This window comes from Psychrobacter okhotskensis (genome assembly GCF_965638355.1).
GTDB lineage: Bacteria > Pseudomonadota > Gammaproteobacteria > Pseudomonadales > Moraxellaceae > Psychrobacter > Psychrobacter okhotskensis.
Window position 1 is genome coordinate 2,683,747 of the sequence record NZ_OZ281822.1, and the last position, 22,640, is coordinate 2,706,386.

Annotated in this window: 18 protein-coding genes; 8 read left to right on the top strand and 10 right to left on the bottom strand. The window is 45.0% G+C overall.

Annotation, left to right across the window (positions count from 1 at the left end; genetic code table 11):
- Positions 1-82: 82 nt before the first annotated feature.
- The 9 genes from rpe to ispH form a co-directional block, all read right to left on the bottom strand.
- The gene (gene rpe / locus ACSUPM_RS11115) at positions 83-772 is read right to left on the bottom strand and encodes a ribulose-phosphate 3-epimerase (protein ID WP_025652452.1); all 690 of its coding nucleotides are present in this window, start codon (positions 770-772) and stop codon (positions 83-85) included.
- 125 nt (positions 773-897) lie between these two features.
- The gene (locus ACSUPM_RS11120) at positions 898-1,110 is read right to left on the bottom strand and encodes a TIGR03643 family protein (RefSeq protein ID WP_240990812.1); all 213 of its coding nucleotides are present in this window, start codon (positions 1,108-1,110) and stop codon (positions 898-900) included.
- Positions 1,111-1,396: 286 nt separating this feature from the next.
- A complete protein-coding gene (fghA, locus tag ACSUPM_RS11125) occupies positions 1,397-2,287 on the bottom strand; it encodes an S-formylglutathione hydrolase (protein ID WP_025652450.1) in 891 nt (296 codons plus the stop codon).
- Between the two features lie 103 nt (positions 2,288-2,390).
- Positions 2,391-3,872: a C13 family peptidase gene (locus ACSUPM_RS11130; RefSeq protein WP_350587883.1), complete on the bottom strand. Its 1,482-nt coding sequence runs from the start codon at positions 3,870-3,872 to the stop codon at positions 2,391-2,393.
- Between the two features lie 359 nt (positions 3,873-4,231).
- Positions 4,232-6,241, bottom strand: coding sequence for a molecular chaperone HtpG (gene htpG, locus ACSUPM_RS11135; RefSeq protein WP_025652448.1), 2,010 nt, complete (start codon positions 6,239-6,241; stop codon positions 4,232-4,234).
- Between the two features lie 448 nt (positions 6,242-6,689).
- Positions 6,690-8,210: a catalase gene (locus tag ACSUPM_RS11140; RefSeq protein ID WP_025652446.1), complete on the bottom strand. Its 1,521-nt coding sequence runs from the start codon at positions 8,208-8,210 to the stop codon at positions 6,690-6,692.
- Between the two features lie 486 nt (positions 8,211-8,696).
- A complete protein-coding gene (locus ACSUPM_RS11145) occupies positions 8,697-9,512 on the bottom strand; it encodes a thioesterase family protein (RefSeq protein ID WP_025652445.1) in 816 nt (271 codons plus the stop codon).
- A gap of 149 nt (positions 9,513-9,661) precedes the next feature.
- Positions 9,662-9,907 carry a hypothetical protein gene (locus ACSUPM_RS11150; protein ID WP_025652444.1) on the bottom strand — a complete coding sequence of 82 codons (246 nt, stop codon included), beginning with the start codon at positions 9,905-9,907 and terminating at the stop codon, positions 9,662-9,664.
- A gap of 1 nt (position 9,908) precedes the next feature.
- Positions 9,909-10,865 carry a 4-hydroxy-3-methylbut-2-enyl diphosphate reductase gene (gene ispH, locus ACSUPM_RS11155; protein WP_025652443.1) on the bottom strand — a complete coding sequence of 319 codons (957 nt, stop codon included), beginning with the start codon at positions 10,863-10,865 and terminating at the stop codon, positions 9,909-9,911.
- A gap of 348 nt (positions 10,866-11,213) precedes the next feature.
- Here ispH and gmk point away from each other — a divergent pair, with 348 nt between their 5' ends.
- From gmk to ACSUPM_RS11185, 6 genes are all read left to right on the top strand, one after another.
- Positions 11,214-11,840, top strand: a complete 627-nt coding sequence (gene gmk / locus ACSUPM_RS11160; protein ID WP_025652442.1) for a guanylate kinase — start codon at positions 11,214-11,216, stop codon at positions 11,838-11,840.
- 220 nt (positions 11,841-12,060) lie between these two features.
- Positions 12,061-12,321 carry a DNA-directed RNA polymerase subunit omega gene (gene rpoZ / locus ACSUPM_RS11165; protein ID WP_025652441.1) on the top strand — a complete coding sequence of 87 codons (261 nt, stop codon included), beginning with the start codon at positions 12,061-12,063 and terminating at the stop codon, positions 12,319-12,321.
- 474 nt (positions 12,322-12,795) lie between these two features.
- The gene (locus ACSUPM_RS11170; protein WP_025652440.1) at positions 12,796-14,982 is read left to right on the top strand and encodes a RelA/SpoT family protein; all 2,187 of its coding nucleotides are present in this window, start codon (positions 12,796-12,798) and stop codon (positions 14,980-14,982) included.
- A gap of 176 nt (positions 14,983-15,158) precedes the next feature.
- Positions 15,159-15,539 (top strand): RidA family protein, encoded by a 381-nt coding sequence (locus ACSUPM_RS11175; RefSeq protein ID WP_025652439.1) that lies wholly within the window; start codon positions 15,159-15,161, stop codon positions 15,537-15,539.
- 144 nt (positions 15,540-15,683) lie between these two features.
- The gene (locus ACSUPM_RS11180) at positions 15,684-17,981 is read left to right on the top strand and encodes a primosomal protein N' (RefSeq protein ID WP_436879949.1); all 2,298 of its coding nucleotides are present in this window, start codon (positions 15,684-15,686) and stop codon (positions 17,979-17,981) included.
- 213 nt (positions 17,982-18,194) lie between these two features.
- Positions 18,195-19,388, top strand: a complete 1,194-nt coding sequence (locus ACSUPM_RS11185) for a cation diffusion facilitator family transporter (RefSeq protein ID WP_436879950.1) — start codon at positions 18,195-18,197, stop codon at positions 19,386-19,388.
- A 78-nt stretch (positions 19,389-19,466) separates the two neighbouring features.
- Here ACSUPM_RS11185 and ACSUPM_RS11190 read toward each other — a convergent pair whose 3' ends face one another.
- Entirely contained in the window at positions 19,467-19,781 is a 315-nt protein-coding gene (locus ACSUPM_RS11190; protein ID WP_173238837.1) for a hypothetical protein, read from the bottom strand.
- A gap of 201 nt (positions 19,782-19,982) precedes the next feature.
- Between ACSUPM_RS11190 and ACSUPM_RS11195 the strand changes: the two genes are divergently transcribed.
- Together ACSUPM_RS11195 and ACSUPM_RS11200 are read left to right on the top strand one after the other, a co-directional pair.
- The gene (locus ACSUPM_RS11195; RefSeq protein WP_101212386.1) at positions 19,983-20,687 is read left to right on the top strand and encodes a hypothetical protein; all 705 of its coding nucleotides are present in this window, start codon (positions 19,983-19,985) and stop codon (positions 20,685-20,687) included.
- A gap of 89 nt (positions 20,688-20,776) precedes the next feature.
- Positions 20,777-22,636 (top strand): monovalent cation:proton antiporter-2 (CPA2) family protein, encoded by a 1,860-nt coding sequence (locus ACSUPM_RS11200; protein ID WP_025652434.1) that lies wholly within the window; start codon positions 20,777-20,779, stop codon positions 22,634-22,636.
- The last annotated feature ends 4 nt before the right edge of the window (positions 22,637-22,640 follow it).

Consider the following 22,640-nt stretch of genomic DNA (forward strand, 5'->3'; position numbering starts at 1 on the left):
GCTTGATATAGTCAGTCATACAGCGGCTATCAGTAGTATGTAACTCTAATATTCAATAGTATATACCTTACTACATGGGGCGTTACTCCCCATTTGCCAAGGCAAGCTCTGCACGCATCGCATCGATAGCCGCTTTATAGTCTTCTTGGTTAAATATCGCAGAACCAGCGACGAACATATCAGCGCCCGCTTCAGCGATGGCTCGGATATTACTGGCTTTGATACCACCATCAACTTCTAGTCTAATTGGGCGACCACTAGTGATGATACGTTGACGGACTTGGCGTACCTTGTCCAGAGTACCTTCAATAAACGACTGACCACCATAACCAGGGTTGACACTCATCAGTAAGATTTGATCCACTTTATCCATGACATAGTCTAGATAATGCAGCGGTGTAGCTGGATTCAATACCAAGCCACATTCAGCGCCGCCATCTTTGATGAGCTGCAAAGAGCGATCAATGTGCGCGCTGGCTTCTGGATGAAAAGTGATAACACTGGCACCTGCCTCTAAGAATTGCTCAATCATGCTATCCACCGGCGATACCATCAGATGAACATCGATAGGTGCATCGATACCATAATCACGCAGCGCTTTACAGATCATACTGCCAAAGGTCAGATTGGGGACATAATGATTGTCCATCACATCAAAATGAATGACGTCAGCACCTGACTCCAATACTCTTTCAACTTCTTCGCCCAGTCTGGCAAAGTCGGCAGATAAAATGGAAGGAGCGATAAGATATGGCTTAGAAGGACTGATCATAATTGAGCTACCTAATTTTGTTGAAATAAAGAAATACTAGGGCGTGTCTTCAACTCACTCGATAGTCATCTAAATGAGTTAAAAAACTTAAGCCTTTAAAGCAATAATCTTAAGGATTCAAACCCCTAGCGCTGTTTATATTGGGTTTTACAATAGGCGCGACCAACTGCAAACTCACGTTTCGCTTGATGCTTGGTAGCGCGATTACTCACACGCTGACGCCATAACCGAAAAGACGACGGCTTTAGCGTTTGGCGCATGAGCTTAATAACCCCCGCTTCATTAAGGCCGTAGCTGTGCTCGATCGCCCCAAATGGGGTTCTATCCTCCCACGCCATCTCTATAACTCGTGAGACTTGGGTCTCATCAAGCACTCTGTCACCAGCGTCATTGATATTTTTCGCGATGAACTCATTTAAGTTAGCTTTAGAGACTGGGTCACTGTTGCTATGCTGCTTCTTTTTTAGCGCCGCATCCATTTCGGCTTGCATAGTCGCCAGCGCTGATTCAGCTGAGGAAGAATCTAAGCTTTGTGCTGTTAAATCTTGATAACTTGCCATAATTTTACCTTTTAAACATTAGCGCGTGTTGAGCGGCTTATTGAAAAGAGTTCAATATAAACGCTTAGCTAAGTTGTGCCATGCGCCAATGATGTTCGATATGGTCGTTGATAACACTCTGAATAAAATAATAACTATGGTCATGACCTGCCTGATAACGCAATGTTAAAGGCTGCTTGGCTTTTATACAAGCGTCTTGAAGTTTGGCTGTTTGCAACTGACCTTCTGCCAAGAAATTATCCGCAGCGCCTTGGTCAACCAAGATGCTGGCATACTGCTGGCCGACCTTTTCGATCATCTGCGATGCATCTGCTTGCGACCATAGTGAGTGGTCCTCACCGAAATACTCAGTATAGGCGGCTTGCCCCCATGCTGACTCACTGGCAGCACAGACAGGCGATAAGGCGGAGACGCTGACAAACTTGCTCGGGAATTTAAAACCTAAAAGTAATGCCCCATGACCACCCATCGAGTGTCCAGTAATGCCAACGCTATGAATAGGAAATTCTGAGCGTAGCAAATCGTATAGCTCATCGACGATGTAGCTTTGCATATTAAAGTTGTCTGACCAAGGCTGCTGGGTGGCATCCACATAGTAGCTCGCGCCCTGACCAACAAAATAGCGCTCATCGTTCGGCACTTCACTGCCCTCACTAGTTCTAGGAGAGGTATCTGGCGCGATAAATATCATGCCAAGCTCGCTACATTTTTGTTGAAAATGCGCTTTATGGGTGACGTTATCGGCATTACAGGTCAAACCCGATAGATATAAAACCGCAGGACATAACCGCCCTGCCAGCGCCTCATCTGGTAGATAAATACTGAACGTCATCGGTGTCTTAGTCGCTGTCGACTCATGACTATAGTAATGTTGCTCGCCATCAAAGCAGCGGTTCACACTCTGTTGCGTGAGCTGGCTATTAGCAGACAAGCTTTTATTATAAGTATTATTCATCATTAACGTCCTTTTTATCCAAGGTAAAATAAACAATGGCTTGTGAAAAATGCTTTATAAGGCAAAAAGCGCATTGATAATCAGTCATATAACACTTAAATAGTTAATTAATATCATTGGTAGCCTCTCCTCTTGTATTTGAAGCAGCAGCATCAGGTACGATATTTACGGCAGTAGAGCCAGCACTATTGGTAATGCCGGCAATTGGTAGACGGGTTTTATCAAACAATACTTGCTCAAATGCTGGCAAGGCGGTTTCCATTAAGCTACCAATCACCATCTGCGGCTCTGATGGCTCAAAACCCATTGCGCTCTCACGCTCATTGACACGTATACGAGCCTCCTTAAAAGCCGACTCAAAACTGGTGTTTCCTCTCAAGCTTTCAGCAAAGAAGGCTTGACCAAAATACGTCATCTCAGCCGTATTGGTACAACCAAACGATGCCTTATCAGCGGCTGATGCCGTTATCACCACTGTGGTCGGAGACGCTAGTTCATCGATGAATGATCCCGAATAACAAGAAGATACCACAATCACACGCCAGCGAATACCTGAGGCGTCCAGTGCTTCACGAAGCCATGCAGCATCTAGATTATCCATCGCGATTGGCGGATTCGCTAACTGAACGATATCCTCGTTACCATGTGAGGATAGCGTGAGAAATAACACGTCTTCATCGGCATTCATCTGCTGACCAATTCTTTTTAAGCCGCGTAGGATACTGGTCTTGGTCGCAATCGGTTCATCGAGCCAACTATACATATTGTTAATAAGGGCAAGCGAATGACCGCTGGTACCAAAGCGCACATCGAACAGCTCACGTACTTTATTAATCTCCGAGCGAAAAACGTTCTGATCAGAAAAGCCCGCCACACCCATAAAATACCAGTCGGTTTTGCCATCGACACTTGGATCAATACCGTCCAGCGCTTGTTGTAACAGCCTTGGTTGCTCGTACAATGCGGCTTCTGCTAACACAGGCTCTACGGGAATTTGCTTAAATATGGGCTGATCAGCGACATTGCGCTGCCAAATCGTCAACAGTGCCACTGCGCCTACCAGCACAATAATACGCTCCCACCATGGTGTGCGCAGGCGACGAGAAAAAATCCACAATAAGGCAAGCGTCTGCCATAAGAACAGCACTAAAAACAGAATGGGTAAAAATGAATAACTCCAGTCCGGCAGCCAACCATAACTGCCAAAAAACTGCACCAGACTTTGTAACAATGCCGACAAGGTGTCAGCAACCAACCATAGCACCACCGGCACAAAAACCAGCGCTTGATTGCCCGCGCGCCTAGCCAAAATGATACCACTCAATAAGATAATCATCGGCCAGATTAAATAACTGACCAACCCTTGCTCATTAAAAATACTGCCACTTTCGGCAGCCAGCCACGAAAAAAGCACGTTACTACCAAGTGCCAATAGCGCGAATACCGCAAACTGAATAAAGGTGGGCTTAACCCAAGAAAACGCCCGTGTTGACCCCACCAGCATCCATAAGGTTGCAATAATATTGGCAGCGAAATTAAGTGAAAAGCGCTGAAGCGATACGGTTTTTAGCGACGCAAGTGACAAAGACTTAGACCTCTAGCCAGTCGAAAGAAATAAAGCGAGCCAATAATAAATTTTTGATGCAGCAGCCGTTTCATAGTATTCAATTGCATTTTTACGCGGCTGACACAAATCTATTTTATATTTGACTCACTATAGAATAATTATAAGAAGCGAATAGCGTAAACCAATGGTCTAGAATCAATGTTCTATACTCAATAGTCTAGCTTGCTAATCTATCGCGATTGTAACGGATTGTCGGTTAAGAGGATAAGGCTGATTTGTAAAAAATCGCTTAAATCAAGGCAGAAATAGCATAAAAAAAGGAGACCTTGAATACAAGATCTCCTTTTATATCAAAGCATTCTACCAAACCATAAACATTATCTCATCAATAGCTCATTGACGCGTTTTAGATAAGCAGCGGGGTCGTCTAATTGACCGCCATCTGCTAACAATGCTTGGTCAAAAATCACTTGCGCCAGCTTGTCAAAATCGATGTCAGACTGCTCGCTACTCTCTAACTTTTTAATCAATGGATGATCAGGGTTGACCTCGAGCGTCGGCTTACTCGCTGGGACATCTTGACCCATTTGCTGGAGCATTTGAATCATTTGCGGTGACAACTCACCTTCACCAACGACTAGGCAGGCTGGGCTATCGACCAAGCGTGTAGACACTTTCACGTCTTTAGCACGCTCGCCTAATGCTGCTTTTAGCTTATCAACCACAGGCTTCATGGTCTCTTGCGCTTTCTCAGCTTCAGCCTTTTCAGCTTCGTCCTGCAAGTCGCCCAAATCAACCGCACCTTTGGCGATGTTTTGTAGCGGGGTCTCATCAAATGAGGTCAAGAAGTTCATCGCCCATTCATCGACACGGCTGGTCATCAAGATAACTTCGATGCCTTTTTTCTTAAATAGCTCAAGTTGTGGGCTGTTCTTTGCCGCCGCCAAGTTGTCAGCCGTTATATAATAGATGGCCTTTTGCCCATCTTTCATACGCGCTTTATAGTCTTCAAAGCTGGTGGTCACACTATCTTGGGTGCTGGTCGCATAACGTAGCAATTTGGCAATGCGTTCCTGATTGCCCATATCTTCGCCCAGTCCTTCTTTGATGACATCACCAAACTCAGCGTAGAACTGCGCGAACTTCTCTTGCTTATCACTGTCTTCGCTATTAGCAAGGCTAGCTAGCAAGGTCAAAATACGGCGCGCATTACCATCACGGATAGACTTCACATCACGCGATTCTTGCAATAGCTCGCGGCTGACGTTCAATGGCAAGTCAGCTGAATCAATCACCCCTTTGACAAAGCGCAGATACATTGGTAGCAGCTGCTCTGCCTCGTCCATGATAAAGACGCGTTTGACGTACAGCTTAAGCCCATGTTGCTGCTCGCGCGTGTATAAATCTACCGGCGCTTTTTTTGGGATATATAATAGCTGCGTATACTGCACGCGGCCTTCGACACGATTATGCGTCCATGCTAGTGGCGCATCCATATCATAAGAGATGTTTTTATAAAAATCGACGTACTCATCATCTTCAATCTCAGAGCTTGAGCGTGTCCACAGCGCGCTGGCCTTATTAATGGTTTCCCATTCGTCAGTCAACACCATCTCGCCGCCAGCAGAGGCTTGTTCATCAGCGTCGCCTTCTTCTTTTACATCTTCTTGCCAAACTTCTTTACGCATTTGAATCGGCAAGCTGATGTGGTCTGAGTATTTATTCACCAAACGCTTGATTTTACCGCGATCTAGATAATTGTCTTCGCCCTCACTATATTGCTCTTTTAAATGCAAAGTAATGGCAGTGCCGCGCGTCGCTTTATTGATCGGCTCAACGGTAAAGCTGCCCGTACCATCTGATACCCAGCGTACGCCTTGATCAGTAGGCTCGCCTGCTTTACGTGATTCTACGCTAATCGTATCTGCCACGATAAAGCCTGAATAGAAACCAACGCCAAATTGACCAATCAATTGACCTTCTTGCTTTTGCGATTCAGACAGCTTGTCTAAGAATGCTTTGGTACCTGATTTGGCAATCGTTCCTAAGTTTTCGATGGCATCCGCTTCATTCATACCGATACCATTATCAGTAAAGGTAATGGTTTTGGCGTCTTCATCAACAGCAATGCGAATACGTAGCTCGCCATCGTCTTCGTACAAACTGTCATCATTGGTGGCTTCAAAGCGCAGCTTATCGCAAGCATCGGAGGCGTTTGAGACCAACTCACGGACAAAAATATCGGCATTAGAATACAGAGAATGCGTCACTAAATGTAGCAACTGCGCCACTTCTGCTTCAAAAGTATGTTTTTTTAGTTCAGGGCTGCTTTTATTAACGTTGATGTCATCAGCATTTTTATTAGCCGCTTGGGTCTGTTCACTCATAAAAAACTCCTTTAATTTATGTCAAAAACTTATTGTAAAACAGCAGCAGTCAAACCATTTTTGCTCAAATGAATATGAGAAAAGCACGATTTGGATACCGCTAAGCTGTTTATACTAATAGGGGCGCAGCGGAAAATTTCAAGCTAAAAAGTTCAATTCAACAAAAACACCGCCCTAGTTTCCTAAAGCGGTGTTTTTGTATCAGCAATCTATTGGCATAATGTTTAGGGCGTGTCCTCATTTTAAAAATGGTGATAAAAATGAGGTAAATTGCAGTCAAACAAGGAAAATAGTGCAGATAATATCGAGATATTACCTAGCTATTTGACGATGTTTGGCAAGATTTAACCATTTTTAGCCCATTTAGATTGCTATCGGTTGAATTGAGGACACGCCCTAGAATATCAAGGTTGATAACTGCCTAAATCATTAATAACCGTCTGAATAATTATAAGCAACTAGGTAAATCACGGGCAGGATCAGTCGCGCGCGCTGCCATTGCGTCCTCGACCGTTAGGCCTAATGCCTTGGCCACGCCTGCGCCATAAGCGGGGTCACACCAATTACAGTTGCGAATATGGCGATACTGAATAAAGTCAGGCACACCTGATAGGTTGCCAGCAGTATTTTCAAACAGTACTTGTTGCTGCTCAGCGCTCATCAAATTAAACAGCGCTCTAGGTTGGCTGAAATAATCGCTGTCGTCTTCGCGGAAATCATAATGCGCGGCATCGCCATCAATCTTTAATGGTGGCTCAGCATAGTCAGGCTGCTCTTGCCACTGGCTAAAGCTGTTTGGCTCATAGTGCGGACGACTGCCGTAGTTATCATCGACGCGTCCTTGACCATCACGATGATTGCTCATCACAGGGCAACGTGGCTTATTCACCGGAATCTGCTGATGATTGACCCCAACACGATAACGCTGTGCATCAGCGTAGTTAATCAAACGATTTTGTAGCATTTTATCTGGTGAGACGCTAATACCTGGTACTAGGTTACTTGGCGCAAATGCGGCTTGCTCCACATCGACAAAGTAGTTGTCAGAGTTTTTGTTTAATTCAAACTCGCCCACTTCGATCAGCGGATAGTCGCCTTTTGGCCAGACCTTGGTCAAGTCAAACGGGTGATAAGGGACAGTGTCAGCCTCAGCTTCTGGCATGATTTGCACATACATTTTCCACTTCGGGAAGTCGCCATTTTCGATGGCATCGTACAGATCTTTTTGATGACTTTCACGATCCATACCAACGACATCCGCCGCTTCTGCATCGGTCAAGTTTTTAATGCCTTGTTGCGTGCGGAAATGGAATTTTACCCAAAAACGCTCATTGGCTGTATTCCAAAAGCTGTAGGTATGCGAGCCAAAACCATGCATGTGTCGATACGATGCGGGCAGACCGCGATCACTCATCACGATAGTAACCTGATGAAATGCCTCTGGCAGTAAAGTCCAAAAATCCCAGTTATTGGTCGCCGAACGCATATTGGTACGTGGGTCGCGTTTAACGGCTTTGTTTAAATCTGGAAACTTGCGAGGATCACGTAAAAAGAACACTGGCGTATTGTTGCCGACCATGTCCCAGTTGCCCTCTTCGGTATAGAACTTCAACGCAAATCCGCGAATATCACGCTCGGCATCAGCCGCACCGCGCTCGCCTGCCACCGTACTAAAGCGCGCAAACATCTCCGTTTGCTTACCGACTTCGCTAAAAATATCAGCGCGGGTATATTTGGTAATGTCATTAGTGACGGTAAAGGTCCCAAATGCGCCGGAGCCTTTGGCATGCATACGGCGCTCTGGAATCACTTCACGGACAAAGTTACCCAATTTTTCATTTAGCCAAATATCTTGTGCCAATAGTGGTCCACGCTTGCCGGCGGTAAGACTGTTTTGGTTGTCAGCAACTGGTGCGCCATTGCCCATGGTCAATTGGGTCGGTGCGTAAGGACATTTTTTAGCGCTCATTTCATTGCTCATAGTGATACTCCTTTGAAAGTTAAATGCATTAAAGTACAAAATCTATTCTGAATAAGCCTCAAGCAACAGTTCCAGAATAGTTGTCAGCATGTTCGAAAAACGGATTGTTTTTTTCATAGGTAATGTCTAATTGGTGGTCAGATTCTGTTATTGAATGCTATTACAACCGATTACCATTTATTTGTATAATTAATTAATTACATGCTTTGGTTTTGTTTTTCAGAACAATCTGGCTTGTTTTGACCGATTTAAATTGCTTTACTTCTTTGGGTAACTTTGATTAAAAGCTAGGGCGTGTCCTCATTTTACAAATGGTCATAAAAATGAGATAAATTGCAGTCAAATGAGGAAAATAGCGCAAATAATATCGAGATATTAATCAGCTATTTGACGATGTTCGGCAAGATTTAGCCCATTTAGATACAATCGCTTGAATTGAGGACGCGCCCTAGTTATTTACATACTGCTTAGCAATTAACGAGGCATGGGACGAATTGTCAAAATCTGCTCGCTACGACCAAAAGGCCCATGTATATCGTGTAATACGGCACTGGTAAGCCCTATTCCGTCAGCGCCATACTGTTGTACAGCTTCAATGCCAAGCCAACGACCCTGCGGTGAGCGATGCATATGAATCTGCAAATCTGTATTGGGAAACATCCATTCCAACGTTGTGAGGCCAAGGCCAAGCCGTGGTACTACACCATTCGCAGTGTCGACCATACCCAATAAATGCACCAAATCATCTGTTGGCTCACCTGCTACCATTTCAACATCATTGGTGATCCAGACCATACCACGACCAGCACGGCGATCGGCATCAGTGACTAAGCGCACTGTTTCAATAAAACCACCTGGCCAACCTTTCATCCCATCCCAGTCCGCTAACTCTTCAGGTTGATACTGCGCTTTTTTGTCCTCTAGCCCTGCAATCTCGCTGGTATCTTGCGTCATTAATCGCCATGCACGTGCAATAATTGCATCACGACCGCCACTACTCATGACCGCCTCAACCAGCTCAATAGTTTTACCCGGACGAATACAACGAGTGGTAATGGTAAAGTCATCAAAGGGTATCAGTCCCAAGATGTCAAGGCTAATACGAGCAATACGCGTATTTGCTTGCGGGGCATATTTACTGAGCTCAGCGGTCAGTATTCCTGTGGCTGGTGCCATATGTTGCTCATGCTCATTCCAAGCACCTTGGACGTTCTTCGTTGGTTGGTAATAGGCGACTACCACACCATCGTCTTGCTGCTCGCGTTTAATAAAGTTGTAATAAGCTGACATGGATATCCTTGATTTTCAATCGAATCCCTCTCATTCATCCAGCGCTTTTGACTGCCGTGAGAAGTGGTGATGGTTATATAAAAAATACGCTTTACCAGAGCGTGTTAAACAGCCGCTGGTAATTTTTAGACTGCGCTTACCTTTACTGTTTATTTAGTAAGCGCTTGCTTTCTCATAGTAAGCAGCGTGCGACTCTTAGCCATTATAAAGAGGAAAAAAGCCATGATGGCAATGAGAACAGCATATAACAGACTATAATCCTTCATAAATTGCGCGGTGTTGAGAACCAACATCGATATCAGTACGACAATGACCAGCATGTTGATTTTCAATTGCTTATTAATGTCTTCAACAGAGGCTTCTGCCAGTACGAATTTATTTTTCTGTTTTTTCATGTTATTTACCCACTTGTGTGACCGGAATACGTAACGCTTTGGGCAAGCTGAAAGTAACGTTTTCTTCGATCCCTGATAGCTCACTCGGTAAATCACCACCCCAATCCTGTAGCTGCTGCAACACTTCTTGAATCAATACTTCTGGCGCTGAAGCCCCTGCGGTGACACCCACACTGTCGATACCGTCGAACCAGCTGTTATCCATTTCGCTAGCATTGTCTATCAAGTAAGCACGGCAGTTCATCCGCTCTGCCAATTCACGCAAGCGATTGGAGTTTGATGAGTTTGGCGAACCGACCACCAATACTATCTCGCAGCGACTGGCCAAGTCTTTGACCGCATCTTGGCGGTTTTGGGTGGCGTAACAGATATCGTCTTTACGCGGCCCTTCGATACTAGGGAACTTGTCACGCAAGGCATCGATGACGCGAGCTGTATCATCCATCGATAAGGTCGTTTGGGTCACGAATGCCAAACGCTCGCCATCCTGCACAGTTAGCTTTGCGACATCGGCTTCATTTTCGACCAGATGAATCTCCCCACCATGGCGACGATTAAAGCGTCCCATCGTGCCTTCTACTTCAGGATGACCTGCATGGCCGATCAATACCGCATCCATGCCATCTTGGGCAAATTTAGCGACTTCGATATGTACTTTGGTAACGAGCGGGCAAGTGGCATCAAAGACGGTCAGGTCACGACGCGTCGCCTCATCTTCGACCGCTTTTGAGACCCCATGCGCCGAGAAAATGACAATGGCTCCATCCGGCACTTCATGTAGCTCTTCGACAAATACGGCACCGCGATTGGCCAAATCCGAGACCACGAATTTATTATGGACGACTTCATGACGGACATAAATAGGGGGCTCAAAGCGTATCAACGCTTCGTTGACAATCGCAATCGCACGATCAACACCAGCACAAAATCCACGTGGATTGGCAAGATAAATTTGCATAAGATGGCCTATCATTAGATAATTTGTATTTATAGCTTAACGTCAAAAGTTTAACGTTCAAAAGTTGGGATGCATTCAATACCCTACTTTAGCATAATTTGCTTTTATTGCCTTTTAAAATACTACCGTGCAGTCGTAATAGACACAGTTAATCTTTAAAAAATAACGGTTGGTCTTTAAAAAATAAAAGTACCAAAAGCAGTTTATAATTATACAGCGGTTACGGTTTCTCTAACCTTACATGATGGCATTTTATATTTTTACCAGCCTTTGACGCTTTGGCGGTTTACTAACACACACTTTACTAAGACGTACTCCATCAGGACGCACTCCATTAGGAAACATTGTATGACAGGTTCATTATTTATTATTACCGCCGCCTCCGGCACGGGCAAAACTTCATTGGTAAAGCAGCTACTTGCCACCACCAATGACTTGACCGTCAGTGTGTCGCACACGACTCGTGCCCCGCGTCCCGGTGAAATTGATGGTCATCATTATCATTTTACTGATGTTGATACATTTGTGGCTGCTATCGGTGACAATAAATTTTTGGAACACGCCGAAGTGTTTGGTAATTATTATGGCACCTCAGAACAAAGCGTGCGTGCGCAGTTAGACGCCGGTGTCGATGTGATTTTGGAGATTGACTGGCAAGGGGCGCTACAAGTCAAAAAAATATTTACCGATGCGACGATGGTTTTTATTCTGCCGCCAAGTATTGCTACTTTACGCCAGCGCTTATCGACTCGCGCGCAAGATACCCTGGAAGTCATAGAGCAACGCCTAGCGGGCGCGGTAACAGAGATGGCGCAATACGTGAATTTTGATTTTGTCATTATTAATGACAATTTCGAAGTCGCCTTGACTGAGCTAAAGGCCATTATCGTCGCCGATAGACAGACCTTAAAACGTCAACAGCAGCGTTATCATCGCACCATTACCAACTTACTCAATCCCAAAGTAGAAGAGTAACCGGAAAAATAGGTGAAGGCTAAAATCGCACTATCTGCCCTCTTATCTGAGCATTGTGCGCGCCGCCTTCGATATAAGTAGCAGCAGACATAAAAAGCAACCACCTACCTAGGCAAAAAATGCTACAATGTCTAGCTATTCCCCTTTATATTTTTGATATTATTTTTATTGAGTGGCGGGCCATGCCCGTGACTGATAAAAACAACCGAGGTAGCTATTTATGGCACGAGTGACGATTGAAGATTGTTTGGATAATGTTGATAATCGCTTTGAGCTGGTTTTGGTCGCAAGTAAGCGCGCCCGTCAGTTGGCCAAAGGTATCGCTGAGCCGTTGGTTGAAGTCGATAACGACAAGCCTACGGTACTGGCTCTACGTGAAATTGCTGCTGGCAAAATCACCCGCGACATTCTAAATCAGCCAGAGCATAACTTTGCCACGAGCTCACTAGACTTAGCATTGTCAGGCGATCATAGCTTTTAATAAGAACGGCTCGAAACGCATCTGCATATCGATGATAAAACCACAGCTTATGCTGTGGTTTTTCGTTTATACAAGTGTTCTTTTGCCGATTACCAATGCCATTTATACCCGAAATCGTACCATTGGGTTGGAATTTATGAATTTTTTCCTAGCACCTGTGCTTAGCAGTTGACATTGAAGGCGATTTACGATTAATTAGAGGGTGGTCTAGCCTTTCTACTGCTCTCTATTATAATTATCGCGCTCTTTTACAATGATCGTTTTCTTTTATGATATGGTCGCTGCAATTTAAAAGCGTGACAGTATCAACCTTGTGAACGATACGCTAGTACAGCTTGCATGCGGTTGCTTTTATATCCATATATCCATGCACCGATATTATTTTTTTAACGATAGATTAGTATTCATTCAGTCACCATTTACCTCAACAGCGCTCAATCAATGATAGATAATGGAAAATAGGATCGTCACTTTATGAGTCAAACCCTCCCCAAACTCAGTCATCACCTAGTCGATGATGCTCAATATAATTTGCTCCGTTCAGTTGGCTATCTGACTGCTGCTGAACGCCGTGACATTATTGATGCTTGTGAGTTCGGCGATATTGCGCACATTAAAGACAAGCGTAAATCAGGGGAGCCATATATTACTCATCCGATGGCGGTCGCTGAGATATTGGCGGGCTTTCGCTTAGATCGAGATACAATTATTGCGGCGATTTTACATGATACGGTCGAAGATACCGAGGTCAGTGATGAGCAAATTGAGCAGCGTTATGGCAAAGTCGTGGCGAGGCTGGTCGATGGGGTCACCAAACTAAAATCCTCGTCTCATAATAAGCAACAGAATAAAGCTGCTACCTTTCATAAAATCCTGACGGCTACCCTTGCTGATCCACGAGTGCTCATTATTAAGTTGGCCGACCGCTTACACAATATGTCGACGCTGGATGCGGTACGTCCCGAAAAACAGCGCACCACGGCGCAAGAGACATTAGATTTTTATGTGCCATTTGCCCGTCTGATGGGTCTCAATGACATTGCCGATTATATCGAGGTGCTATGTTATCGAAATCTTGATTCTGGGATGTATAACAAGATTTCGGATAAGCTACTGCAACATGGGCTGGGACGAAACTTCCAAAGAGAAACCATTCATAGCTATCTGACTATTGTCTTAAATAATCTAGGGCTCAATGGCCTCGTGAAAGTATTAGACAATCGTGTGGTGATATATCGGCAGTTTTTCCGCAATCGCGGTGAGATTAATGCCCTGCTCCGTCACTACGCTTTTGAGATTGTGCTCGATAGTATCGAAGAATGTGACAAGCTTGCTTATTACCTAATCAAAAAATATCAGATCGATGACGGCCATATCGCTGACAATATTCGGCGTCCATTACCAGGTGGCAACCAATCACTGACCCTTATTTATGAGCGCGATAACGACTTTGTAAAAGTCACTATCTTGACCAAACAGATGCAAAATGCGGCAAGGCTGGGCGTCATTGGCGCAGAACACGCCTCCGATGTCAGCCAATCAGTCATTCAAGCATCGCTGCGCAATATGAAGGACTTGGTGGATGAGGACAGCCTTAATCAACACAGCCCTGACTTTACCGCTGCGGTCTCGACGATTAATGAGCTGATGGATTATTTGCATTCAAGCAAAATCATCTGTTATAGCCCAAAAGGTCGTGCTTATGAGCTACCGCAAGGAGCCACAGCGCTTGACTTTGCCTACGCTGTTGGACCTATGGTCGGCAATGTCGCCGTTGGTGCCAATATCGATGGTAAAAAAGCCAAGCTGGGTACGGTGGTCAAAAACGGTCAATTGGTCGAGATAGAAGTGAATAGCCACTCGGAACCAAAAGCCGAATGGTTAGGATTTGTGGTAACCAATAAAGCTCGTGAAGAGATTTTACGCTGGTTTAAAGATTTATCTGCAGCTGATAAGCAGCACCACGGTCAACAAGCCTTGGATCGCGCGCTAAAAACCTATCAAAAAAGTCTCGATGATTTAACCGATAGCGACTGGAAAAACTTGACAGAATGGCGCGGTCTGGCAGAAAAAAGTGCGCTATTTGAGCAGATCAGCTCGGGTACGCTATTGCCTCAGCTGGTAGTCACGCGGCTATTTAGCGATGAAGTCAGTGACTTGCAGGCCAAAGAACACAGCGATGATACGGCGCAACCGCAGCAATTGATCGTCAACGCCTCAGGGGTTGAGCTTGATTTTGCCAATTGCTGTCATCCGATCTATGGCGACCCTATCGTTGGCCATTTATCGCGTCATGGCTTGGTGGTACATCGCCATAAATGCTTTTCGCTCGATGATATTCGTAAGGACAACCCTTACCAAGTGATACAGCTGCGCTGGCGCAATGATAAGGCTATCAAACAAAATGAGTCCGGTGAGCACGCTAGCAAAGTCCGTTTTTCGGCTTATTTAAAGCTGTCTCTTGCCCTCAGCGACGAACAAATTAGCGAGGTTATCTACCATCTGCGCCAGTTAAATATGGGGGTCGAAACGGTCGATGTGCGCCATACTGACACCATCATCCATATTGTGGTGCGTAGTCGCAATCACTTAGCACAAGGCATTCGCGAGCTGCGCTCACTACTGGGATTTCCTAATATTATGCGACTTTATCAGCTATAGCTATAAGCGCTATTAATGCTTAATACCTAACTTTTTTGCTGATTGAAGAAGCACTAAACCCTTATAGAGTTAGCCTTAATTTTTAGAAAAAACCAAAATAATGATAAACTTTGCTACTTCGTTTTTAGTCAGTAAATCCAATCAATCAAACGAAAAAAATACGTTAAGGATATAATATGAGTCGTCAAACCATTCAAACAGATAAAGCTCCTGCCGCTGTTGGTACTTACTCACAAGCAGTAAAGGTCGGTAACACCGTCTATATCTCAGGTCAGCTTGGTTTTGATCCTGAAACCATGGAACTGCGCGAGGGTTTTAAAGCACAGGCTGAGCAAGTGTTTGAAAACATTAAAGCCATTTGTGAAGCCGCGGGTGGCAGTCTAAATGACGTGGTTAAATTCAATGTATCTTTGACTGATTTGAATGACTTTGCCACCTTAAACGAGGTATTCATTGCCAACTTAAGCGAGCCATACCCTGCCCGTGCAGCGGTACAAGTAGCCGCACTACCTAAAGGCGGTGTGGTTGAAATTGAGTCTATACTATACATTGAATAATACGGAAGTTATTACACTGAATGCTTAAGTGAATGCGTCAAAATAACGGTTGTTAGCGTAAGCCCAAATATCATTATTTGGGCTTACTGTTATTATCCTCATCGAGTTTATTATTTAGATACCCAAAAGTTAGGAATGCATTTTATGTTGGTACAAGTTGCGCTGCCTGTGCCCCTTTATCGGGTATTTGATTATAGCCTACCGGCAGATATGAACATTTCACTAAATGAGGCTGCATCACAACTACCGCCAATTGGTAGCCGCGTCGAGGTATCATTTGGTCGTCAGACTTTAATTGGTATCGTCATTGCTCATATCGCTGCAGCAGATAGCAGCGTACCAATAAAAAAACTCAAACCTATCAATAAGTGCTTAGATGCCGAGCCGATTTTGGACGCCAGCATGCTAAAGCTGGCTTATTGGCTGGCGAGTTATTACCACTATCCACTCGGTGATGTATTAGCAGTCATCTTGCCCACCCTCGTTCGTCAAGGCAATCCGCTAGACTTATTGATTACCCATTGGCGAATTTTGCCGCATGCGAATGATGATGACTTTCGTGCCAATGCCAAAAAACAAAAGCAGCAATTCGATATGCTTAAACTGCATGGCGAACGCGGTGCGAGTGAAGATACTTTGTTGTTGGAAGGCATGCAAAGAGCCTTCTTAAAGACGCTGGAAGAAAAAGGCCTTATCGAACGCTATATTGAGCCAAAACAAGCACCTGCCCCTGTCAAACTCGCGAAAATGCCACTTGATCTGAACGATGAGCAACAGCTTGCTGTCGACGCTATCATTGCTGCCCACGAAGCTAAGCGCTACACGGGATTTTTATTAAACGGTATTACCGGTAGTGGCAAAACCGAAGTTTATTTGCAAGCGATGCAAGCGGTCTTAGAAGCCGGCAAGCAAGTTTTGATTTTGGTGCCAGAGATTGGACTCACGCCGCAGACGCGCGCGCGCTTTGCCAGTCGCTTTGCCGCTCATATTGTCTTATTGCATTCGGGTATGAACAATACCCATCGCCTACAAGGCTGGCAAGATTGCCGTACCGGTCATGCGCAAATTATCATTGGAACGCGCTCAGCGGTGCTCTATCCCTTTGCAGATTTGGGCTTAATTGTGGTTGATGAAGCGCATGATGGCTCCTATAAGCAGCAAGATACGCTGCGCTATCATGCCGCTGACGTCGCGCTTTATCGCGGATTACAAGCCAATATCCCCGTCGTACTTGGGACCGCCACCCCGTCTCTTGAGCATCTAAAACTGGTCGATGACGGTAAACTGGTAGAGTGCCAATTGCAAACTCGCCCCGGTAATGCCAAGCTTGCCAGCATGCAGCTGATTGATGCGCGCCTGCAAAGTACGCATCAACAAACGACGAACGAAGGCGCACGCTATGATACTGGTCTGACCGATGCGCTTATCGGCGCAATACGGCAAACACTAGAGGCTGGCGATCAAGTATTAATATTTTTAAATCGTCGCGGCTATGCACCAGTTTTGCTATGCGAAGCTTGCGGTTGGCAAGCAGATTGTCCACGCTGTGACGCGCATTTAACCGTTCATTATAATAGCCATTCGCCATCTAACTCCCATTCAAGCAGCTCATATTTAAAGTGCCACCATTGCGATTGGCAAGCCTATATTCCAACGGTTTGCCCTGATTGTGGCAGTCAAAATTTGGATGCCAAAGGCATGGGCACTACAAGGCTCAGCGAAAACTTGCATGCGATTTTTGCCAATCCGCAAACCAGTAAAGAGCTTTACCCTATTATCCAAATCGATCGCGATACCACCAGACGTAAAGACAGCTGGGAGAATATCTATCAACGTATCAATGAAGGCAAGCCTGCCATCTTAGTTGGTACGCAAATGGTCGCCAAAGGTCATCATTTTCCTAATGTTACGCTTGTTTGTTTGCCCAATGCTGATCGTGGCTTTTTATCAGCCGATTTTCGCTCACCGGAACATACTGCACAACTCATGATTCAAGTCGCAGGGCGTGCCGGTCGCGGTGATAAATCGGGGCGCGTATTGATTCAAACGCTGCAGCCCGATAATGAGCTGTTATTAAAATTGGTAAAAGATGGTTATCTTTCATTTGCTCGTGAGCTATTGCAAGAGCGTAAAATGATGGGCTTGCCGCCGCATAGCCACTCTGCCCTAATACGCTGTGAAGGCAAAACCCTTGCCGCCACGACGCAAACGCTTAAAGATGCGATTGCTATTTTGCCAAATGGGCATAATCTTGCTGTCCTCGGTCCTATCGATGCGCCAATGAGTAAAAAGAACAGTCGCTACCACGTGCATTTACTGCTGTTAGGCAAAGACAGACAGCAATTGCATCGGGTATTAAATCATTGGTGGCAACCTGTACTTACCTTGCCAAGCGCCAAATACCTGAAGCTGACCTTGGATATTGACCCTGTTGGTTGGTAACTTCCAACTACTACTCTTTATAAGCCCAACTACTCCTCTATAACTCGCCGTTACTAAAGAACGCTATTAGAAATAGTTCATTTATCGTTTACCGCCTAGATACAGCAAGCATTTATTAAATGTGCTAAATTATTTATATCTGTCTGGTTTTTATACAGCAAGCACAGCTTTATAAGCAATCAAATTTCACCTTCTATCATCCTGAGTGTTGTTATGAATCAAAATCACCCAAAATCTGAAAAGAATGACCATTCTCATGAGAATACTGCGGCTGATAATCATAAGCACGGTCAAAAGGATGCAGAAGGTCATTATATTAAAGACAGTTATACTGATAATAATCAAGACAATCACGACCACGATGAACACCTAGAACAGACGGTTGCACCGCGTGATACCAAAGGCTATCAGCGTACCTTGCTATTTAGTTTTATCATTATTACTGGCTATATGTTTATCGAAGCCATCGGTGGCTGGCTCACGGGCAGTTTGGCGCTATTGTCTGATGCTGGTCATATGCTCAGTGACGCCGTAGCCCTTGGCGCGACGTTAATGGCGTTCAAAATTGGTGAAAAAGCAGCCACTCATCAAAAGACGTTTGGCTATAAACGCTTTGAGATTTTAGTGGCAACAGTCAATGGTGCGACGTTGGTTATTATTGCCATTATGATTTTTTATGAGGCGATTAAACGCTTTAATTCGCCGCCTGAGATTGCGACCCAAGGCATGCTTATCGTTGCTACCATTGGTATGTTGGTCAACATTTTGGTCGCTTGGCTGATGCACCGTGGCAGTCGCGGCACAGATGCACATGGTCACAGTCATGCAGGTAGTAACAAGGACAGTCAAGGAAAAAATGAGGGTAAAGCACCGGTCAATCTGAATATGCAAAGTGCTTATTTGCATGTCTTGAGCGATTTGATGGGTTCGGTTGCCGCTATCGTTGCCGCGCTTTTGATGATGAGCTTTGGCTGGATTTGGGCGGATGCGGCGGCCTCGGTGATTGTCGCCATATTGATTTTGTTTAGTGGTTACCGCGTCGTCCGTGATTCGGTCCATATCCTGATGGAAGGGACGCCAGAGGGAATATCGCTGGTGGAGGTCGAGGATAAACTGCTTACCCATCCGCAAGTACGACAAGTCCATGACCTGCATGTTTGGAGTATCACCAGCGGTCTCAACGCCCTATCGTGTCACGTGGTCGTCGATGGCGAAATGAGTATTTATGAATCCAGTATCCTGATTACCAGTTTAGAGCAAAGCCTCCTTGAGCTTGATATTCACCATGCGACCATTCAGGTTGAAAGCTTAGCGCATCCGCAAACCAAGACGCATAGCGATGCTTTAGTTTGCGATATCTCACAGCAGGCGACTGATACCAATAGTCATATTGGTCACAACCATTAAGCATAAGACATTAAACATAAGACATTAAATATTAAATCATATAATTATCAATTAAGACGTCGCCTATCTGGTTGTTAGTTATGAGCGACGTTTTAATTGATATTTTTTTATAAAGTACTGGCAATAACGCAGTATTAGCCAGATTATCCACAGCGCTGTTATGAGCCAAGTACTTAGCCCGAGCCCCAACAGCGTCATGCGAATCCAAAAATCTAGCGCACCGTTCATGAGGTGCGGCAGATAAGCCGGTCCCATATTGGATGCCATTATTAACCAAAACCCAAATAGCAGCGCCAGTCCTGCACCGATAATCCTTAAAATTATTTTACCAACAGTTTCTAATAAGCCACGCCAGTTATCATATATGGACGAAGGAGGTGAATGATGATTCATAAAAAAGCGCCTAAAAAGTGGCTTAAAAAAGATAAATAAAAGACCTTTATTGCAAATCAGCTTATATCAGGCAGATTTTTATCATTGTAAGAGCATGTTAAAAATAATGGAAAATTTGGCCGCGCCGCCATATTTTTCCTATAAATTCTGTATACTTAAGGCTTAAAACCCTTATTCATAACCAATTGATGACCTTCTGCCATGTCGAGACGCTCAGCTCCTTTCGTTGCTCCTAGCTACATTGATGACCCTATCTCAAGCGAGGGTAAAAAGCATGCCAAAACATTGCTATCAACGCTGCAAGAAGACATTGCTAGCTTTCGAGATGCGCAGTTCCCGCCTGATATTTTGTGTCAAATCCGTGATATGCCTATTTATGAAGGCAATCTAGCCGAAGTCCAAGCCTATCAACAGCGTTGGCAGACGCTGCTCGAACGCGCGATGGCCTTTTATCCGGCGGCCAATCTACCGCCCGATTATCTGCCATTACCTGCCAGCCTCGAGATACCTCAATTTATCTATCATGTTCAGCGCCTGCATCTAACCAAAACTCATGCTAAAGAATCTAAGAGCTTTGGCTCAGTAGGTGCACTTACTGATAAATGCGGGGATTATAGCGCTGATGAGATTGCGCGTATGGCTGCCGTATTGGAGAAGGATGATGAGGCACGTTTGGTGGCGCATCGTGAATTTATTGACTTGCGTGCGTACGTCTTTTGCCGCGATAGTATGGGTGAGATGCTAGAGCCCGAACGTGTGCGCTTTTATCGCACTGGACTTATCGTTCATGCACTGCCCAATTTTAAGATGATAGACAGTCGGCAGACACCGCGTAAGCGTCGTAATGATGCTTATAACAATCCGCTTGCTGATAACGGCGTGTGGAAGATTTATCGCAAAAAATAAAGTATGCTAGCGTTATTTATTATTGTCCTTCTTGTTTTATATTGACTGTTTTACATTGCTTATTTTTTTGCCAATTTTGAGGATTCCAGATGTTCGCTGCCGCCGCCGGCTCACCAAATTTAATGTTACAAGCTACAATTTTCTTAGGAGCTGCCCTGCTCTTTGTACCCCTTGGCAAACGCTTTGGTATTGCGACCGTCCTTGGTTATTTAATCACCGGATTGATATTAGGACCAAGTGCGCTAGATGTGGCGGGCGACGCTGAGAGCTTATTACATTTTTCTGAATTTGGCGTGGTGATGCTGCTATTCATCATTGGTCTTGAGCTCCAGCCTTCACGGCTTTGGGCGCTACGCCGCTCAATATTCGTCCTTGGTGGCTTACAAGTCGGTCTGTCTGGCACCTTATTGATGAGTATCCTCTATCAATTTTTCTCCTTACCACTCGATACGGCTTTTATTGTCGGCTTCGGCTTAGCGCTCTCCTCCACCGCTTTTGTGCTACAAATACTGACCGAAAAACAGCAGCTATCTAGTACCCATGGTCGTGAAGCGTTTACCATCTTGTTATTCCAAGATATTGCCGTGATTCCCTTATTGGCGGTTATTCCATTTTTGTCAGGGGTGCGCGAGCAGAGCTACGACTTAATCTATTTCGGCAAAGTATTTGCGGTTTTCGCCGGACTTATTTTTGCTAGCCGCTATATCATCCGACCTTTCTTTAAATTTGTGGCATCTAGTGGCGCATCAGAATTATTAACCGCAGTTGCTCTATTTATCGTCATGGGCGTCTCTATTTTGATGGGGCAGATTGGTCTATCGATGGCGCTTGGTGCATTTTTGACTGGGGTTTTGCTGGCGGATTCGGAGTACCGTCACGAGTTAGAAGCCAGTATTGAACCTTTTAAAGGGTTATTACTTGGGCTATTTTTTATGTCGGTCGGAATGCTGACTGATGTCAAACTCATTTTGGCCAAGCCCATCTTTATTATCGGCTGTGCGATGGCATTGATGTTTATCAAGTTCAGTGTGGTCACCGCTATCGCAAAAATATCTGGCAATCGCTGGCCAACCAGTATCAGGTTAGGGGTTACTCTTGCTCAAGGCGGTGAATTTGCATTTGTTTTGTTCAGTGTGGCCACCGCTCAAAATGTCTTGCAACCTGAGCTGGCAAACACCCTAAACCTCATTGTGACCATCTCTATGGCGCTGACGCCGCTGGCATTCTTATTATTAGAAAAAATAGGAGAGCCGTTATTCGCCAAAAGCAAACCCAGCCGTGAGTACGATACCATTCCTGATCATGAGCATCAGGTTATTATCGCTGGTTTTGGTCGTGTCGGTCAGATTATCGGTCGCGTATTACGCATGCACAATATCGAATTTACAGCCATCGAACGCTCCGCCAATCGAGTGGATTTCGTCCGGCGCTTTGGTAACCAAGTCTATTACGGCGATCCAAAAAACCCTGAGATATTGCGCGCCGCTGGTATCAAAAAAGCCCGCGTCTTTATTCTGGCGATTGACGACCTAGAGCGCTCTATTACCACCGCTCAATACCTGCGCAAAAACTACCCTGACTTAATTATCTTGGCACGCGCTCGTGACCGACAGCACTATTACCGTCTCCGTGAAGTTGGGGTTCGTCATATCTGGCGTGAGACTTATTTATCGTCTTTAGATATGTCGCGTGAGTCCTTGCAGCTGCTTGGCATCTCTCCTGAAAAAGCGCGCGAAACCGTGCAAACTTTCCGTGACTATGATGATGATTTGATTGAGCGTCAGCAAGCCATCTATGATGATGAGGCCAGCCTGATAGAGTCAGTACAGTCCTCAATGACAGAGCTTGAGAGCTTATTCGATGAGGATATTGGTAAGGCACGTAAGATGGACTTGAGTGAGTTCTCTGACGCCCTAAAAAACCAAGCCGCGCCCGTTGATGAAAACTAGAATA

Coding starts and splice junctions, on each gene's coding strand:
- rpe (WP_025652452.1), bottom strand. CDS start 772: ATGATCAGTCCTTCTAAGCCATATCTTATCGCTCCTTCCATTTTATCT.
- ACSUPM_RS11120 (WP_240990812.1), bottom strand. CDS start 1,110: ATGGCGTGGGAGGATAGAACCCCATTTGGGGCGATCGAGCACAGCTAC.
- fghA (WP_025652450.1), bottom strand. CDS start 2,287: ATGAATAATACTTATAATAAAAGCTTGTCTGCTAATAGCCAGCTCACG.
- htpG (WP_025652448.1), bottom strand. CDS start 6,241: ATGAGTGAACAGACCCAAGCGGCTAATAAAAATGCTGATGACATCAAC.
- ACSUPM_RS11140 (WP_025652446.1), bottom strand. CDS start 8,210: ATGAGCGCTAAAAAATGTCCTTACGCACCGACCCAATTGACCATGGGC.
- ACSUPM_RS11145 (WP_025652445.1), bottom strand. CDS start 9,512: ATGTCAGCTTATTACAACTTTATTAAACGCGAGCAGCAAGACGATGGT.
- ACSUPM_RS11150 (WP_025652444.1), bottom strand. CDS start 9,907: ATGAAAAAACAGAAAAATAAATTCGTACTGGCAGAAGCCTCTGTTGAA.
- ispH (WP_025652443.1), bottom strand. CDS start 10,865: ATGCAAATTTATCTTGCCAATCCACGTGGATTTTGTGCTGGTGTTGAT.
- gmk (WP_025652442.1), top strand. CDS start 11,214: ATGACAGGTTCATTATTTATTATTACCGCCGCCTCCGGCACGGGCAAA.
- rpoZ (WP_025652441.1), top strand. CDS start 12,061: ATGGCACGAGTGACGATTGAAGATTGTTTGGATAATGTTGATAATCGC.
- ACSUPM_RS11170 (WP_025652440.1), top strand. CDS start 12,796: ATGAGTCAAACCCTCCCCAAACTCAGTCATCACCTAGTCGATGATGCT.
- ACSUPM_RS11175 (WP_025652439.1), top strand. CDS start 15,159: ATGAGTCGTCAAACCATTCAAACAGATAAAGCTCCTGCCGCTGTTGGT.
- ACSUPM_RS11180 (WP_436879949.1), top strand. CDS start 15,684: ATGTTGGTACAAGTTGCGCTGCCTGTGCCCCTTTATCGGGTATTTGAT.
- ACSUPM_RS11185 (WP_436879950.1), top strand. CDS start 18,195: ATGAATCAAAATCACCCAAAATCTGAAAAGAATGACCATTCTCATGAG.
- ACSUPM_RS11190 (WP_173238837.1), bottom strand. CDS start 19,781: ATGAATCATCATTCACCTCCTTCGTCCATATATGATAACTGGCGTGGC.
- ACSUPM_RS11195 (WP_101212386.1), top strand. CDS start 19,983: ATGTCGAGACGCTCAGCTCCTTTCGTTGCTCCTAGCTACATTGATGAC.
- ACSUPM_RS11200 (WP_025652434.1), top strand. CDS start 20,777: ATGTTCGCTGCCGCCGCCGGCTCACCAAATTTAATGTTACAAGCTACA.